Genomic DNA, 15319 nt, shown 5'->3' on the forward strand with positions numbered 1-15319 from the left:
CTCCGTTCACCGAAATATGTGTTTTCCATGCAACAGTGATGGTGTAGCGCGCGCTTGATGTACGCCGGCGCCGAGCCCGCTTCACAATCGATCGTGCCACTGAAGCGCAGGCTGTCGGTGACCCCGGCTGTTGAGCTGGCGGTGCTGGCGGCGGTGCTCGCGGTCGCACTGGGCAGCTACTTTATCGTCCGCGGCGAGGGCGACCCCAAGGGATTGCTTGCCCCGCCGGTGATCGCGCTGGTGCTCGTCGCCAATCTGGCGGGCGGGATCGCGCTGATGATGCTCGCCGGTCGTCGCATCGCGCGGCGCCGCGCGGCCCGCTCGCCGGTCGGGGGTGAGGGACGGCTGCACGTCCGGCTCGTGCTGCTCTTCTCCGCGGTCGCGGCGGTGCCGGCGCTGCTGGTAACGATCTTCGCGTCGCTGCTGTTCCAGTACGGTGTGCAATTCTGGTATTCCGACCGCGCACGCAGCATGTTCGAGAATGCGGCGAGCCTCGCGCAGGAGAATTACACCAGCGAGCTCAACCGCGTGGCGCAGGAAACTGCCACGATGTCGAGCGACCTCGCGAACTACCTGCGCACCGACACGATCGACAGCAAGCGGTTCAGCGAGGGGCTCGCGTACCAGCTATACCTGCGTAACCTGTCGGAGGCACTGATCGTCAGCCGCGGCGCCGACGGCGAGTTTCGCACTCTGGCCTTGCTCAACCCTTATGACCGCCCGTTGGAGCGCGTCGTCACCGCGCAGATGGTCGACAAGCTGGAGCGCGGCGGCCCGACCGTGATCGTACAGGGTGCCGACCGCGCCGGCGCGCTGACGCGGCTCGACTATCAGCCCAACACGTACCTTTACTCCGCGCGCGTGTTCGACCCGCAATTGTCCGCACAGATCGACCGCGGTGCGGCGGTGCTCGGCGATTATCGGCAATTGCTCGAACGCGCGCGATTGCTGCAATTGCGCTTCAACGCCGCGTTGCTGATCATCTCGCTGCTGATCGTCGGCTTCGCGGTGTGGATCGCGTTGCAGGTCGCGGACCGGCTCGTGCGTCCGGTCGGCGAATTGGTCGAGGCGGCGCGCCGGGTTGCGAACGGCGACCTCGCCGCGCGCGTGCCGACGACGCTCGAACGCGACGAAGTCGGCGTCCTGTCGAATGCGTTCAATGCGATGACCTCGCGGCTGGAAACGCAGAACACCGCGCTCGTCACCGCCAATACGCAATTGGAAAGCCGCCGCGCCTTGATCGAGGCAGTGATGTCGGGCGTGTCGGCGGGCGTGCTGTCGGTTGCCGAGGATCGCACGATTCGGCTGATCAACAGTTCGGCGCAGACATTGCTCGGCCTCGAAACCTCGCCGATCGGACGCCCGCTCGCGAGCGTTGCGCCCGAGCTCGACCAATTGCTGTCCGACGGCGCGCGGGAGGGGGCGGTCCAGGTATCGGTCGCGGGCGAGCAGCGAACCTTCGCCGCGCGCGTTGCGCGGGACGGCTCGGGTCCGATCGTCACCTTCGACGACATCACGCAGCAATTGACCGACCAGCGCCGCGCCGCCTGGGCCGATGTCGCGCGCCGGATCGCGCACGAGATCAAGAACCCGCTCACCCCGATTCAGCTCGCCGCCGAGCGACTGCAACGCCGCTACGGCGGCAAGGTGGAGGAGGGCGACACCACCTTCGCGCGGTTGACCGACACGATCGTGCGTCAGGTCGGCGACCTGCGCCGTATGGTCGACGAATTCTCTTCCTTCGCGCGAATGCCCAAGCCCGTGTTCCGCCACGAATCGCTGCTCGACATCGCGCGGCAGACGATGTTCCTCCACGAGGTCGCGCACCCGCGCATCCGCTTCACGCTCGACCACGACGATCCGGCGCCGACGCTGGTTTGCGATCGCCGGCAATTGGGTCAGGCATTGACCAACGTCGTCAAGAACGCGGTCGAGGCAGTCGAGGCATCCGACCGGGCCGACGCCGCGATCACGATGCGATTGGCGGGCGACGACCACCGCGTGACGATCAGCGTCGCCGACACCGGCGTTGGCTTGCCCGCCGAGCGCGAGCGGATCGTCGAGCCGTATATGACGACGCGCGCGCGCGGCACAGGCCTCGGCCTCGCGATCGTCAAGAAGATCGTTGAGGAACATCACGGGTCGATCGCGTTTGATGATCGTCCGGGTGGCGGCACGATCGTCACGCTTACCTTCGAGCCCGACCTGCTTGAACCGCTCGCGCAGGACGACGACCAAGACGACCAGCACGACGATCGCACGATCGCCGCTTTGACCAGGAGCCGGAACTAACCGCATGGCGATCGACATTCTCGTCGTCGACGACGAACTCGACATTCGCGAACTCGTGGCCGGCGTGCTCGAAGACGAGGGCTATGACACGCGCGTCGCCGCCGACAGCGACAGCACGCTGGAGGCGATCGCGACCAGGCGACCGAGCCTCGTGCTGCTCGACGTGTGGCTGCAGGGCTCGCGGCTCGACGGGCTCGAACTGCTCGACGAGATCAAGCGGCGCGATCCTTCAATTCCCGTACTGGTGATCTCCGGGCACGGCACGCTCGACACCGCGGTGGCGGCGATCCGCAAGGGCGCGGCCGACTTCATCGAGAAGCCGTTCCAGGCCGAGCGCCTGCTGCTGATGGTCGAGCGCGCGACCGAGACCGAGCGGCTGAGGGCCGAGGTCGCCTCGCTGCGCGCCGCGGCGGGCAGGGCGGTCGACCTGACCGGCAATTCGACCGCGATCAACGCGGTGCGCGCGACGCTGAAGCGCGTTGCGGGAACCGGCAGCCGCACGCTCATCATGGGGCCGGCTGGTGTGGGGAAGGAGGTCGCCGCGCGGCTGCTACACGGCTGGAGCCAGCGTGCACACGCCAATTTCGTACTGATGAGCGCCGCCGGCATGGCACCCGAGCGCGTCGAGGAGGAACTGTTCGGGGTCGAGGAGAATGGCGACCTCAAGCGAACCGGCCTGCTCGAGCAGGCGCACGGCGGGACATTGTTCCTCGACGAGATCGCCGACATGCCGATGGCGACGCAGGCGAGGATACTGCGCGTGCTGACCGATCAGAGCTTCACGCGGGTAGGGGGCACGCGCGTCGTCAAGGTCGACATCCGCGTCGTCTCGGCCACCGCGCGCGACCTGCCGGTGGAGATCGCCGAAGGGCGGTTCCGCGAAGACCTCTACTACCGCCTGAACGTCGTGCCCGTCGTCATCCCGTCGCTGTCCGAGCGCCGCGAGGACATCCCGCCGCTCGTCGAGCATTTCGTCGCGCATTACGCCGCCGAACGCCGCGTCGCGGTACCGCAGATCGCGACCGAGGCGATGGTCGCGCTGCAATCCTACGACTGGCCGGGCAACGTGCGCGAATTGCGCAACGTCGTCGAGCGGACGATCATTCTCGCACCGGGCAATCGCATCGGGCGGATCGACGTCGATCTGCTCCCGGCCGAGGTGCTGGGCGATCAGGCATCGGGTGCTGGCAGCAGCGCGATCATGGGTGCCCCGTTGCGCGAGGCGCGCGAGACGTTCGAGCGCGAATATCTGCGCGTTCAGATCCGGCGTTTCTCGGGCAATATCTCGCGCACCGCGAGCTTCATCGGGATGGAGCGGTCCGCGCTGCACCGCAAACTCAAGCTGCTCGGCATCACCGAGACGCGCGAGGACTGAGATCGCGTCGTCACTTATCACACCCGCGGCACTGGACGCGGGCCGACACGTTACATAGCTTTAAGAGTGCACACGTTTTCAATGCCGACGCCGGGCACCGGCGCATCGCGGGGAACCTCCCGCCAAGAACATGGAAGTCCACATGGCCGACAAGCAGACCTCGCTCCAGGACCTGTTCCTCAATTCGCTGCGCAAATCGAAGACGCCGGTGACGATGTTCCTCGTCAAGGGCGTGAAGCTGCAGGGGATCGTCACCTGGTTCGACAATTTCTCGGTGCTGCTGCGCCGCGACGGCCAGTCGCAGCTGATCTACAAGCACGCAATCTCGACGATCATGCCCGCCGGGCAGATCGACGTCGAGGGGATCGTCGGTTCGCTCGGAGAAAACACGCGCAAGCAGCCGTTGTTGCAGGACATTTTCCTGAACGCGGTGCGCAAATCCGAGGATCCGGTGACGATGTTCCTCGTCAACGGCGTGATGCTGCAGGGCGCGATCGCGGCATTCGACCTGTTCTGCATGCTGCTCCAGCGCGACGGCATGTCGCAGCTCGTCTACAAGCATGCGGTGTCGACGATCCAGCCGTCGCACCCGCTCAACCTCGCCGAGGAGCAGGACGAGGATTGAGCGTGCGGCTGGTGGAGATGCGCGCGTGAGCGGCGGGTTCGAGCGCGATCGCGACGAATTCGCGCGCGGCGCCAAGGCGATCGTGGTGTTTCCCGATCTGGGCGGCTCGTCGCGCGATGCGGACGCTCGTCTTGAGGAAACGGCGGGTCTCGCCGCGGCGATCGGAGTCGAGGTTGTGGACCGCGTCGCGCTGCGCGTCCGGACGCCGCGCGCGGCGACGCTGATCGGCAGCGGCCAGATCGAGGAGCTCGCTGCGCGCGCGCGGATGGAGGAAGCCCAACTCGTCGTGTTCGACGGCGCGCTGACCCCGATCCAGCAGCGTAACCTCGAAACCGCGCTAGAGACCAAGGTGATCGATCGCACCGGGCTCATCCTCGAAATCTTCGGTGAGCGCGCGGCAACCGCCGAGGGGCGTCTGCAGGTCGAACTCGCGCATCTCGACTACCAATCGGGGCGGCTCGTGCGCAGCTGGACCCACCTCGAGCGGCAGCGCGGCGGCTTCGGCTTTCTGGGCGGCCCGGGCGAGACGCAGATCGAGGCCGACCGCCGCCTGATCCGCGATCGCATGGCGCGCCTGCGCCGCGAACTGGATCAGGTGACGCGGACGCGCGGGCTACACCGCGAACGCCGCCAGCGTGCGCCGTGGCCGGTGATCGCGCTCGTCGGTTACACCAATGCCGGCAAGTCGACGCTGTTCAACCGGCTGACCGGCAGCCACGTGATGGCGGAGGACCTGCTGTTCGCGACGCTCGACCCGACGCTGCGACAGATTTCGCTGCCGGGGATCGACAAGGCGATCCTGTCCGACACGGTCGGTTTCGTCTCCGAACTGCCGACGCAACTCGTGGCGGCGTTCAAGGCGACGCTGGAGGAAGTCGTGTCGGCTGACCTGCTGATCCACGTCCGCGATATCGCGCATCCCGACAGCGAAGCGCAGCGCGCCGACGTCGAGGCGGTACTCGAGGAGATCGGCGTCGACGAGACCACGCCGCGGATAGAGGCGTGGAACAAGCTCGACCTGATCGACGCGGAGGATCGCGCGGCGTTACTCGCCGACGCGCACCGCCGCGACGACGTGATGACGATCTCGGCGCTGACCGGGGAAGAGGTCGACGACCTGATCCGCCAGGCGGCGGCGCGCCTGACCACCGGGCACCGCCGCTACGTCATCGCGCTCGATCCCGCCGACGGTGCCGGCGCGGCATGGCTGCATCAGCACGGCGAGGTTCTGTCGCACCATGTCGAGGGTGATCGCGCCCGGTACGAGGTGCGTATGGCGGAGCGGGATTTCGACCGCTTTCAGCAGCGGACGCATTGAGCGTCGCGCTAGGCTGGACGATGTGTCAGCGCGGGTCGCGGTCAGCCACGGCCTGTTTGACCTGCTGCCACAGCGTTTCCTGTTCTTCGAGGCTCAACGACGCTAGATCGGCGCGGTTTTCCATCGCGCGAAAGCGGGCCTCGAACTTCGCTGTCGCGCGGCGTAGTGCCTGTTCGGGATCGATGTTCAGGTGTCGCGCCCAATTGACGGTGGCGAACAGTACATCGCCCAATTCGTCCTCGCGCGCGTCGTGATCGGCAGCGGCTTCGACTTCGCGCAATTCCTCCTCGATCTTCGCACGCGGGCCGGCAACGTCGGGCCAGTCGAAGCCGACGCGCGCGGCACGGTTCTGGATCTTCTCCGCGCGCTTCAATGCCGGAAGTCCCAGTGCGACACCGTCGAGCACGCCGGACGCGCCTTTGGCACGACGCTCGGCTGCCTTGACGCTTTCCCACTGGTGGTGGCCACCATCGCTCGCGTCGCCGAAGATGTGCGGATGACGGCGCTCCATCTTGTCGCTGATCGCGGCGACGACGTCGTCGAAGGAAAAGAGGCCGGCTTCCTCCGCGATGCGGCTGTGAAAGACGACCTGGAGGAGGAGATCGCCTAGCTCGTCATTCAATTCCGGCATGTCGCGGCGCGCGATCGCGTCAGCGACCTCATAGGCTTCCTCAATCGTGTAGGGCGCGATCGTCTCAAACGTCTGCGCGCGATCCCATTCGCAACCGTCTGGCGAACGGAGCCGTCGCATGATGGTTAGAAGGCGGTCAATCACGTCTCGTCTCACCCGTAAATCAAAAGTTGATAATATACATTATGTAAAGCGGGTGTAGTTTATCGCAGGGCTGAAATCACCGCGACGGCCACTCCAAATACCACAACCCAAGCAATTGCGTAGCGCACTAGCGTCCCGATCGGCACACGACGACTCGCCAGCGCCGCTACAGGCAATACGAGGACGAGCAGGCACAATACTGCCTGCATGACGCGATCGCTCACCAGCGGCGCTCCCAGCCGTCGAATCCGGGCTCCACCCCTGCCGGCAGCTCATCGCACAGCGTCCGATAGTCCATTGACTGGTCCATGTGGATCAACGCCGCCTTTTGCGGCGCGAGTTCGTTGATCCAGCCAAGCACCGTCGGCAGATCGGCGTGCGACGGATGCGGGCGTCGTCGCAATGCGTCGACGATCCAGACGTCCAGCCCGGCATAGAGGCTCCGCAGATCGTCGGTCATGCCGCTCACATCGGTGGCATAGCCGACCGATCGCTGCCCGGCCTCGAACCGCAGTCCGGCCGAGGTGATCGATCCGTGCGGCTGGTCGGCGACGCGAACGCGAATGTTCCCGATCGTCAGATCATCGCTGAGCGGCCGGAGGTCGACCGTCGGCGGATAACCGCCCGCACCCTCGAATACGTAACCGAACTGACGGCGCAGCGCCGCCGCGGTTGCTGCGCGCGCGTAGCCCGGCACCGGGTTGCCGCGCGCGTGATAGATCTGGCGGAGATCATCGATCCCGAAGACGTGGTCGGCATGCGCGTGGGTCCAGATCACCGCGTCAACGACGCCGACGTCCGCCGCCAGCAATTGCTCGCGCATGTCGGGCCCGGTGTCGACGAGGATGCGCGTTCCCTCGTGCTCGACCAGGATGGCGGCACGCGTCCGGCGGTTGCGCGGCTCACTCGGATCGCAGGCACCCCAATAGTTGCCGATGCGCGGCACGCCCGACGACGTGCCAGACCCGAGAATGCGGACCTTCACGCCCCTGCCCGCGCCTTCGTCTTGTCGAACAGATCGTGGAAGTTTCGCGCCGTATATGCCTGTAAGTCCGCGACACTTTCGCCACGCAGGTTCGCGAGGAATGCCGCGGTGTCGGCGACGAAGCCCGGCTCCCCCGTCTTCCCGCGATGCGGCACCGGGGCCAGGAACGGCGCGTCGGTCTCGATCAGCAATCGCTCGCGCGGAAGCCGCGCCGCCGTCGCCTGCAGGTCGCGCGCATTCTTGAACGTCACGATACCCGAGATCGAGATGTAGAGGCCGAGGTCGAGCGCCTTGTCCGCGAACGCGGCGCTGGCGGTGAAACAGTGGATGACGCCGGTATAGGCGCCCTGCTCCATCTCCTCGCTTAGCAGCGCGATTGTGTCGTCTTCCGCGTCGCGGGTATGGACGATGAGCGGCACGCGCGCCTCGCGCGCAGCGGCGATGTGCGAGCGGAAACTCGCCTGTTGGCGCAGGCGATCCGAATGGTCGTAGAAATAGTCGAGCCCGCTCTCGCCGATCCCGACGACGCGCGGATGCGCGGCGCGCTCGACCAGCTTCGCGGTGTCGATATGGGGGTGCTGGTCGGCCTCGTGCGGGTGGATGCCGACGCTCGCCCAGACATCGGGCTCACGCTCGGCGGTGGCGAGCACGTCGTGCCACTCCCGCTCGCGCGTCGAGATGTTGAGCATCGCGGTTACGCCGCGCGCACGCGCGCGTTCCAGCACCGCCCGCTGGTCCTCCGCGAGCCCTTTGTAGTTCAGGTGGCAGTGGCTGTCCGCCAGCATCAGGAATCGCCCCCGGCGTCGGCGGGCAGTTCGAGCCGCGGAAACGCCGGCGTCGGCGCAGCCAGCGTGAAGCCCGCATCGACCATCCGCGCGTACCAGCCATCGTCGTCGATCGCGGCGTGCGAGCGATCCTCGGCCCCGAGCAGGTCGAGGACATGCCCCGCGCCGCGCGGCACCACCGGCAGGATCGCGATCGCGAGCATGCGGATCGCGCGAACGAGCGTGCCGAGCACGGCGTGCATCCGCTCGGGATCAGTCTTGCGCAGCGTCCACGGCGCCTGCGCGTCGATATACTGGTTGCACGCGAACACGCCGCGCAGCCACGCCTCGATCCCCTGGCTGAGCATCAGGTCGTCGAACGCGGTGCGCAGCCCCGCGCAGGCGACGACCATCTCCTCGATCAATTGCGCGTCGGCGTCCTCGGATCGCCCTGCTTCGGGTAGCGTGCCGCCCAAGTTCTTGGCGATGAACGACAGCGTGCGCTGCGCCAGATTACCGAAGGCGTTGGCCAGCTCCGCGTTCACCCGCGTCACGATCGCCTCGGCGGAATAGCTGCCGTCCTGCCCGAAGCTGACCTCGCGCAGCAGGAAGTAGCGTAGCGCGTCAACACCGAACGCGTCCGCGAGCCCGAGCGGATCGACGACATTGCCGAGGCTCTTCGACATCTTCTCGCCGCGGTGGAGCAGGAAGCCGTGCCCGAACACCGTCTTGGGCAGCGCGATCCCCGCCGACATCAGGAACGCGGGCCAATAGACCGCGTGGAAACGGACGATGTCCTTGCCGATCAGGTGCAGGTCGGCGGGCCAGTAAGGCATCTCGCCGTCGGGATAGCCCGCGCCGGTCAGGTAATTGGTCAGCGCGTCGACCCAGACATACATGACATGCCCGTCGCTGTCGGGCACCGGCACACCCCAGTCGAACGTCGTCCGCGACACCGACAGGTCGGACAAGCCGCCCTCGACGAAGCGCATGATCTCGTTGCGGCGGCTTTCGGGGCGAATGAAGTCGGGCTCGCGCGCGTACAGGTCGAGCAACGGCTGCTGGTATTTCGACAGGCGGAAGAACCACGTCTCCTCCGCGGTCCAGGTGACCGGCGTGCCCTGCGGCGACAGCCTTGCCCCGCCCTCACCCTCAACCAATTCCTTCTCGTCGTAGAAGGCTTCGTCGCGAACCGAATACCAACCCTCGTAGCGATCGAGATACAGATCGCCCGCCGCCTCCATCGCGCGCCAGATCGCCTGACTGGCGCGATAATGATCGTCGTCGGTGGTGCGGATGAACCGATCGTAGCTGATCGCAAGCGTGTCGCACATCTGCTTGAAATAGCCCGACATCTCGCCCGCGAATTCGCGCACGTCGCGGCCCTGGTCGCGCGCGGTCTGCGCCATCTTCAGCCCGTGTTCGTCGGTGCCGGTCTGGAAGCGGACGTCGCGACCCGCCTGTCGCTGGAAACGCGCGATCGCGTCGGCAGCGATCGCCTCATAAGCGTGGCCGATATGCGGACGGCCATTGGGGTAGCTGATCGCGGTGGTGATGTAGAAGGGCTTGCCCATGCTTGCGCTCCTAGCGGGGCGTTCGCCGCAAGTCAGCCCCGAGTTGCGCCGTGCGCGTCGCCCGCCAGCCGAGCGACCAGTCCGGCGAGTTCGAGCACTGTCCCGCCCGCGTCGAGCGAGAGGCCGCGTGCCGCCCCCGCGACATCGCGCGCACGCGCATAGGCATCGAGCGCGACGTGGAGCGCCGGGCCGTGTCGACCCCGCGCTGCCTGCGCGATGATCCCGGGGACGCGGTCGAGGAATGCCTCGTAACGCGGTTGTGCCGCCTTGGGGGCGAGCGACTTCGCGAGTTTGGCGCGGCGCGCGGTGGTCGGGTCGCCATCGCGCGCGATCGCGTGGAGCGCGTCGTCGATCTCCCGCAATTGCAGCTCGGCGTAGCGCAGCGCTCGCCCCGGCGACCCGTCACCTGCGCGAATCAGCGCGTCGATCTCGTCCGCGTTCGCCTCCGGCAGTGCCGCGTTCAACACCGATCGCATCGCCTCGTCGCCCAGCGGCTCGAGCCGCAGCACGCGGCAGCGCGACCGGATCGTCGGCAGCAATCGCCCCGGCGCGTGGCTGACCAGCAGGAAGATCGTACCCGCGGGCGGCTCCTCCAGGCTTTTCAGCAACGCATTCGACGCCCCCGGCCGCTCGAGTTCGTCGGCGCTGTCGATGACGATCACGCGCCGCGACGACATCGACGCCATTGTCCCCAGGAACGGCGCTAGGCCGCGAACCTGATCGATCGTGATCGACCGCGCGAGTTCGCCGTCCTTGCCGTCCTTCTTGGGCAGGCGACGCAGTTCGCGATAATCGGGGTGTGCCCCGGCGGCGAGCAGCGCGGCGGTGCGATGCTGCGCGGGCAGCGCGAGTCGAGGGGGCAGCACGCCGGGCTCCACGCCTTCCGCGAGCAATCGCGCCGCGGCCGCTCGCGCGAAGGTTGCCTTCCCAATCCCGGGCGGCCCGGTGATCAACCACGCGTGATGCAGTGCGCCGCTGCTCATCGCCGCGAGCAACGCGTCCGCAGCGGCGGCGTGGCCGAACAGCGGCACGGGGGCTATGCCAGCCACGGCGCCAGATCGGCGAGGATCGCGGCGGTCACATCGTCGGGCGTCCTCGTCGCGTCGATGCGGCGGACCCGCGCGGGCTCATCCGCCGCGATGCGGTCGAACGCGGCGGCGACCGCGTCGTGGAACGCCGCGTCGCGCGCGGCGAAGCGATCGGCGCCCACACCGTCGCGCGCGATCGTCCGCTGCGCGCCCACCTCGCTCGGCAGCGTCAGCACATAAGTGCGGTCAGGGAGCAGCCCCGCCGATCCGAAGGCATGGAGCGCGCGCACGTCCGCGTCGGCGATCCCGCCCGCCGCACCCTGATAAGCGCGTGACGAATCGAGATAGCGATCGCAGATGACCCATTCCCCCCGCTCGATCGCGGGGCCGATCACCTTTTCGACATGGTCGGCGCGCGCGGCGGCGAAGAGTAACGCCTCGCTCCGCGCGCTCCAGCGTCCGGCGTCGCCCTGCATCAGCAGCACACGGATCGCCTCCGCGCCCTCGCTGCCGCCGGGCTCGCGCGTGATCCGGGCCGTCAGCCCGCGCGCCTGCAACGCGGCGGCGAGCGCGCGGACTTGGGTCGACTTGCCCGCCCCCTCGCCCCCTTCCAGGCTCAGGAAGCGTCCGCGCATTATCCGAACATGCCGGTCAGGCCGTGCCACGCCCGGCGGAAGAAGCCGGCCTCGCCGACGTCATTCGCGGCGTTGAGCGGCGTCACCTGCTGCGGCAGGCCCGGCGCGTTGACGACCAGATCGGCGACGTGCGTGCCCGCCTTGATCGGTGCCTTGAGCGGCCCCTGATAGACGATCTTGCCCGTCACCGCCGGACTGGTCCCCGCCGGCACCGACACCGCGACCGCGCGCGGCGCGACGAGATCGACCGAGGTCGTGTCGCCCATCTGCACGTCCGCCTGTCCGACGACGCGACCGCTCTTCACCACCGGCTTCGACTGCCAGGCGCGGAAACCCCATTCCATGAAGCGCACCGATTCGGACGCGCGCTGATTGAAGCTGGTAAGCCCGGCGAGCACCATCACCAGGCGGCGGCCGTTCTGCTCGGCCGAACCGGTGAAGCCGTAGCCCGCCTCCTCGGTGTGGCCCGTCTTCAATCCGTCGGCACCCGCCACGCGCCCCAGCAACGGATCGCGGTTCGCCTGCGTGATCTGGCTGCCCGCCATCGTCTTGCCCCAGGTGAAATCCCGGCGCGAATAGAATTGCTTGTAGAGCTTCGGATGCTCCGAAATGGTCGCGGCGGCGAGCTTCGCGAGATCGCGCGCGGTGACGTAGGTGACGCCGTTGTCGGGCCAGCCGTTCGAGGTGCCGAAGTGGCTGTTGGTCAGCCCGAGCTTCTTCGCATTCTCGTTCATGCGATCGACGAACGCGGGCTCGGTACCCGACAGCCCCTCGGCCAACACGACGCAGGCGTCATTGCCGCTCAGCGTGACGATGCCGTAAAGTAGGTTGGCGACCGATACGCGCTCACCCGCCGACAGGAACATCGTCGAGCCAGCGGCCGGGCCATGCCACTTCTGCCACGTCTCGGGCCGGACCTCGAGTTCCTGGTCGAGCCGGATGTCGCCTTTGCGCAGCATCTCGAACGCGGTGTACACCGTCATCATCTTCGCCATCGACGCGGGCGGCATGCGGCGGTCCGCGTCCTTCGCAAACAGCACCGCACCCGACGACATATCTTCCATGAAGGCGACCGGTGCGGGCGTGTCAAACTGCGGCGCCGACGGCGCCTGCGCGGCGACCGGATAGGCCGCGGCGACGAGAACGGCGGGGACCGCGAGCGCGGTCAGGAACTTTGACATGGACGCACTTTCGACATGGGCCGCACTCGGGCGGTCGTTCAGGGAGCTTGGATGATCGAGGCGCCACCATAACCACGCGAAACCGCCGCGTCACGTGCGCGCTGCGCGGCGGCGCGATCGGCGAACGGACCGAGCCGGACGCGCCACCACCCCGCCGCCTGCTCGACGTGGCCGCCGAGCGAGCGCGCGACGTCCCGCGCACGCGCCTCGTCACGTAGCGCGGCGACCTGCACGAGCGGACCGCCCGGGCGTGCCGGCGTTCGGACAGTCGGCGCGATCGCCCTAGGCTTGGCAGGTGGTGCGGGGGGAGCCTTCGCGACCGGAACAGGTGCGGACGCCTTGCGCGTGATCGCGCTGGCAGGCTTCGCGGCCATAGCCTTGCTCTCGACCCGCAGCGCCGCGCGTCCGGGCTGCTGACGCCGAAGCGCACGCAACAACGCGTCCGGGGCGGGCAGTCGCGGCGATGCGGCATTGCCCGCGCGAAGTGCGGCGAGGTCGGCCGCGCTCGGCTGGATGCTCCGCACCCGCACTGCGTCGTTCGTCCCCGACAGGCCGAGCGCGCGCGCTGCCACGACAGAGAGAATGATCTCGGCGTCGCTTGGACTTGTCGGCCAGTCGGTCACCTGCACGAGCGTGATCTGCCCGTTGTCGAGCGCGGTGACCTCGGCGACCGAGCCGAGCGGAAGCTGCGCATGACTGGCGGTGAAGGTGGTGCCGGCGCCGATCTTGGCGCGTCCGACATGATCGTACGCGCCGGCATCGCCGTTGCCCGCGGTGCCGCGCGGTCCCGCCATCGACGCATCGGGCTGCTGCGCCGCCAGCAGCAGCGGCACGAGCAGCAGGCTAGCGCGCGATTTCATCGGCGAGCAACCCGACCGACAGCGCGTAGAAATTGGAGCAATTATAGTCGAGGATGACACGGTAATTGCCGGTGAGCAGATACGCGGTGCGGCCCGGTCCGTCGGGCTCGATCAGCACCGCCTGAATGGTGTCGCGCGGCCAGACCCCGCGCTGCGGCGTGATGCCGAGCGCGCGCCACTCCGCCATCGTCCGCCACCCGCTATGCCGCGCGAACACGCGCGGGCAACGCGGCGACACGAGCCGGTTGGTCGCCCGTGCGCGATCGAACCCCGTCGGCACGTCGACCGCCACCCCCCACGGCTCGCCTGCGCGCCAGCCGGCCTGGGTGAAGTAATTGCCGATCGAGGCGAGCGTGTCCGCGGGGCTGCCCCAGATGTCGGCGAAGCCGTCGCCGTCTGCGTCGCGCGCGAGCCGCAGATACGCCGACGGCAGGAACTGCGGATTGCCCGTCGCGCCCGCCCAGCTGCCTACCAACCGCGAACGCGGCACGCCGCGATCGATCATTTTCAACGCGGCGATGAATTCGCCCTCGAACAGGCTGCGGCGACGCCCCTCGTAGGCGAGCGAGGCGAGACTGCGCAGCAGATCGAAATTGCCGGTATACGACCCGTAATTGGTTTCATGCCCCCAGATCGCAACCATGATCTCCTCGGGCACGCCGGTCTGCGCTTCCACCCGCGACAGCCGCACCCGCTGCTGCTGGTACGTCGTGCGCCCGCGGCTGATCCGTGCGTTGTCGACGTGCTGCGCGCGATAGGGTGCGAACATCGGCACGGCGCTGCTGTTGTTCTGCTCGGGCTGCTGCCGGTCCAACTCGACCACGCGCGCATTGTAGCTGAGTGTCGGCAGGACCGTGTCGACCGTTGCGGGCCGGACGCCCGCGGCGATCGCGTTGGCGCGCAGCGCGGAAAGGTAGGAGCGAAAGCCGGTCTCGTCCTGCGCCGATGCCGCCTGGCCGTTCACCAGCAGCAACGCCGCGGCCAGGACACCGGACCGCCACCCGGCGGAGATCATTCGTACAATTCGCATGCGCGCGTTCTCGCATAGCGGGGCGGAGAGGCAAACCATCAATCGTCGCCGGGCTTGCACGCGGCACCGCAACCGGCCTAAGCGGCGCGCAGCGCGGAGAGATGGCCGAGTGGTTTAAGGCAGCGGTCTTGAAAACCGCCGTGGGTTCACGCTCACCGTGGGTTCGAATCCCACTCTCTCCGCCACCCGAAAGCGGTCAGGCGAAGCGCTCGACAAGCGTATCGTACGCGCCCTCGTCCAACGGCGTATGAAACTGGCAGCCGGCGGTGAAATCATCCGCCCACATGACGTCGGCCGCAACTGGCCCGATCTGTGGCAGATTGAGCCAGATCGTCTGGCCACGCGTCATCGCGCTGTACGTCTGCAACCGGCACCCATGCAGCGACAGGTCGACGACCTTGCACAAGGTGCGCCCGAAGCCGCCCTGCCCGCCCAGGCCCACATCGAACGAGACCGGCGCGCGCGGTGCGCGGCGCCGGCCTTGCAATTGGGCAGGTTCGAATTCGGCCGCGAAGGTCGCCATGCACGGGATGCTAGACCGACATCCCTAACAGGTGATTACCGAGGCGGCCGAAGCACTTACTTGCGCAGCGTAAGCCCGCCGCCGAAACGCTTGTTGAAGCGCGCGACCTGACCGCCCTGGTCGAGCATCTGGCCACGACCACCGGTCCACGCCGGGTGCGCGAGCGGATCGATCTCGAGCGTCATCGTGTCGCCTTCCTTGCCCCAGGTGGAGCGGGTTTCGTACACGGTGCCGTCGGTCATCTGCACCCTGATCATGTGGTAGTCGGGGTGCGTTCCGGTCTTCATCTCTGTTCTCCGATCTTCGGCTGGTTCCGACCAGCCTGGAAGCGCGCGCGAGTAACGCCCGCGCGCG

15 protein-coding genes and 1 tRNA gene are annotated in these 15319 nt (G+C 67.7%); 5 read left to right on the plus strand and 11 right to left on the minus strand.

Features of this window, described 5'->3' with window-relative positions; genetic code table 11:
• Nucleotides 1–57: 57 nt before the first annotated feature.
• The 4 genes from KZ810_RS08775 to hflX all read left to right on the plus strand — a co-directional run bounded on the left by KZ810_RS08775 (nucleotide 58) and on the right by hflX (nucleotide 5610).
• Nucleotides 58–2292 (plus strand): sensor histidine kinase, encoded by a 2235-nt coding sequence (locus KZ810_RS08775; RefSeq protein WP_258044667.1) that lies wholly within the window; start codon nucleotides 58–60, stop codon nucleotides 2290–2292.
• Between the two features lie 4 nt (nucleotides 2293–2296).
• The gene (gene ntrX / locus KZ810_RS08780; RefSeq protein WP_219768698.1) at nucleotides 2297–3667 is read left to right on the plus strand and encodes a nitrogen assimilation response regulator NtrX; all 1371 of its coding nucleotides are present in this window, start codon (nucleotides 2297–2299) and stop codon (nucleotides 3665–3667) included.
• 130 nt (nucleotides 3668–3797) lie between these two features.
• Nucleotides 3798–4292, plus strand: a complete 495-nt coding sequence (gene hfq, locus KZ810_RS08785; RefSeq protein ID WP_219768699.1) for an RNA chaperone Hfq — start codon at nucleotides 3798–3800, stop codon at nucleotides 4290–4292.
• 25 nt (nucleotides 4293–4317) lie between these two features.
• Complete coding sequence (gene hflX, locus KZ810_RS08790) at nucleotides 4318–5610, plus strand: GTPase HflX (protein WP_219768701.1); 1293 nt, start codon at nucleotides 4318–4320, stop codon at nucleotides 5608–5610.
• A 25-nt stretch (nucleotides 5611–5635) separates the two neighbouring features.
• Here hflX and mazG read toward each other — a convergent pair whose 3' ends face one another.
• The 9 genes from mazG to KZ810_RS08835 form a co-directional block, all read right to left on the minus strand.
• A complete protein-coding gene (gene mazG / locus KZ810_RS08795; RefSeq protein ID WP_219768703.1) occupies nucleotides 5636–6385 on the minus strand; it encodes a nucleoside triphosphate pyrophosphohydrolase in 750 nt (249 codons plus the stop codon).
• A gap of 220 nt (nucleotides 6386–6605) precedes the next feature.
• The gene (locus tag KZ810_RS08800; RefSeq protein WP_219768705.1) at nucleotides 6606–7370 is read right to left on the minus strand and encodes an MBL fold metallo-hydrolase; all 765 of its coding nucleotides are present in this window, start codon (nucleotides 7368–7370) and stop codon (nucleotides 6606–6608) included.
• Complete coding sequence (locus tag KZ810_RS08805) at nucleotides 7367–8155, minus strand: TatD family hydrolase (RefSeq protein ID WP_219768707.1); 789 nt, start codon at nucleotides 8153–8155, stop codon at nucleotides 7367–7369. Before KZ810_RS08805 ends, KZ810_RS08800 begins: the two co-directional genes overlap by 4 nt.
• Nucleotides 8155–9708 carry a methionine--tRNA ligase gene (gene metG / locus KZ810_RS08810; protein WP_219768709.1) on the minus strand — a complete coding sequence of 518 codons (1554 nt, stop codon included), beginning with the start codon at nucleotides 9706–9708 and terminating at the stop codon, nucleotides 8155–8157. The genes KZ810_RS08805 and metG overlap by 1 nt, the downstream gene beginning before the upstream one ends.
• A 32-nt stretch (nucleotides 9709–9740) precedes the next feature.
• The gene (locus KZ810_RS08815; RefSeq protein WP_373369152.1) at nucleotides 9741–10691 is read right to left on the minus strand and encodes a DNA polymerase III delta subunit-related protein; all 951 of its coding nucleotides are present in this window, start codon (nucleotides 10689–10691) and stop codon (nucleotides 9741–9743) included.
• Between the two features lie 53 nt (nucleotides 10692–10744).
• Nucleotides 10745–11371, minus strand: coding sequence for a dTMP kinase (tmk, locus tag KZ810_RS08820; protein WP_219768711.1), 627 nt, complete (start codon nucleotides 11369–11371; stop codon nucleotides 10745–10747).
• Nucleotides 11371–12552 (minus strand): D-alanyl-D-alanine carboxypeptidase family protein, encoded by a 1182-nt coding sequence (locus KZ810_RS08825; RefSeq protein WP_219768713.1) that lies wholly within the window; start codon nucleotides 12550–12552, stop codon nucleotides 11371–11373. The genes tmk and KZ810_RS08825 overlap by 1 nt, the downstream gene beginning before the upstream one ends.
• A 38-nt stretch (nucleotides 12553–12590) precedes the next feature.
• Nucleotides 12591–13412: an SPOR domain-containing protein gene (locus tag KZ810_RS08830; protein ID WP_219768715.1), complete on the minus strand. Its 822-nt coding sequence runs from the start codon at nucleotides 13410–13412 to the stop codon at nucleotides 12591–12593.
• Nucleotides 13396–14427, minus strand: a complete 1032-nt coding sequence (locus KZ810_RS08835) for a lytic murein transglycosylase (RefSeq protein ID WP_258044742.1) — start codon at nucleotides 14425–14427, stop codon at nucleotides 13396–13398. The genes KZ810_RS08830 and KZ810_RS08835 overlap by 17 nt, the downstream gene beginning before the upstream one ends.
• 110 nt (nucleotides 14428–14537) lie before the next feature.
• On the opposite strand from KZ810_RS08835, the gene KZ810_RS08840 reads away from it, so the two are divergent.
• Nucleotides 14538–14627: transfer RNA gene (locus KZ810_RS08840), tRNA-Ser, on the plus strand.
• A gap of 11 nt (nucleotides 14628–14638) precedes the next feature.
• Here the strand turns inward: KZ810_RS08840 and KZ810_RS08845 are convergent.
• Both KZ810_RS08845 and rpmE read right to left on the minus strand, forming a co-directional pair.
• Entirely contained in the window at nucleotides 14639–14965 is a 327-nt protein-coding gene (locus tag KZ810_RS08845) for a PilZ domain-containing protein (protein ID WP_219768718.1), read from the minus strand.
• A 56-nt stretch (nucleotides 14966–15021) separates the two neighbouring features.
• A complete protein-coding gene (gene rpmE / locus KZ810_RS08850; protein WP_219768720.1) occupies nucleotides 15022–15252 on the minus strand; it encodes a 50S ribosomal protein L31 in 231 nt (76 codons plus the stop codon).
• Nucleotides 15253–15319 lie beyond the last annotated feature (67 nt).

Origin of the sequence: Sphingomonas citricola (assembly GCF_019429535.1) — a bacterium.
Classification (GTDB): Bacteria; Pseudomonadota; Alphaproteobacteria; order Sphingomonadales; family Sphingomonadaceae; genus Sphingomonas; species Sphingomonas citricola.

Excerpts from the sequence above, each read along its gene's own strand:
- KZ810_RS08825 (WP_219768713.1), bottom strand. The coding sequence starts at position 12,552 with ATGTCAAAGTTCCTGACCGCGCTCGCGGTCCCCGCCGTTCTCGTCGCC.
- KZ810_RS08775 (WP_258044667.1), top strand. The coding sequence starts at position 58 with ATGTACGCCGGCGCCGAGCCCGCTTCACAATCGATCGTGCCACTGAAG.
- KZ810_RS08815 (WP_373369152.1), bottom strand. The coding sequence starts at position 10,691 with ATGAGCAGCGGCGCACTGCATCACGCGTGGTTGATCACCGGGCCGCCC.
- KZ810_RS08805 (WP_219768707.1), bottom strand. The coding sequence starts at position 8,155 with ATGCTGGCGGACAGCCACTGCCACCTGAACTACAAAGGGCTCGCGGAG.
- ntrX (WP_219768698.1), top strand. The coding sequence starts at position 2,297 with ATGGCGATCGACATTCTCGTCGTCGACGACGAACTCGACATTCGCGAA.
- tmk (WP_219768711.1), bottom strand. The coding sequence starts at position 11,371 with ATGCGCGGACGCTTCCTGAGCCTGGAAGGGGGCGAGGGGGCGGGCAAG.
- hfq (WP_219768699.1), top strand. The coding sequence starts at position 3,798 with ATGGAAGTCCACATGGCCGACAAGCAGACCTCGCTCCAGGACCTGTTC.
- KZ810_RS08845 (WP_219768718.1), bottom strand. The coding sequence starts at position 14,965 with ATGGCGACCTTCGCGGCCGAATTCGAACCTGCCCAATTGCAAGGCCGG.
- rpmE (WP_219768720.1), bottom strand. The coding sequence starts at position 15,252 with ATGAAGACCGGAACGCACCCCGACTACCACATGATCAGGGTGCAGATG.
- metG (WP_219768709.1), bottom strand. The coding sequence starts at position 9,708 with ATGGGCAAGCCCTTCTACATCACCACCGCGATCAGCTACCCCAATGGC.
- KZ810_RS08835 (WP_258044742.1), bottom strand. The coding sequence starts at position 14,427 with ATGATCTCCGCCGGGTGGCGGTCCGGTGTCCTGGCCGCGGCGTTGCTG.
- KZ810_RS08830 (WP_219768715.1), bottom strand. The coding sequence starts at position 13,412 with ATGAAATCGCGCGCTAGCCTGCTGCTCGTGCCGCTGCTGCTGGCGGCG.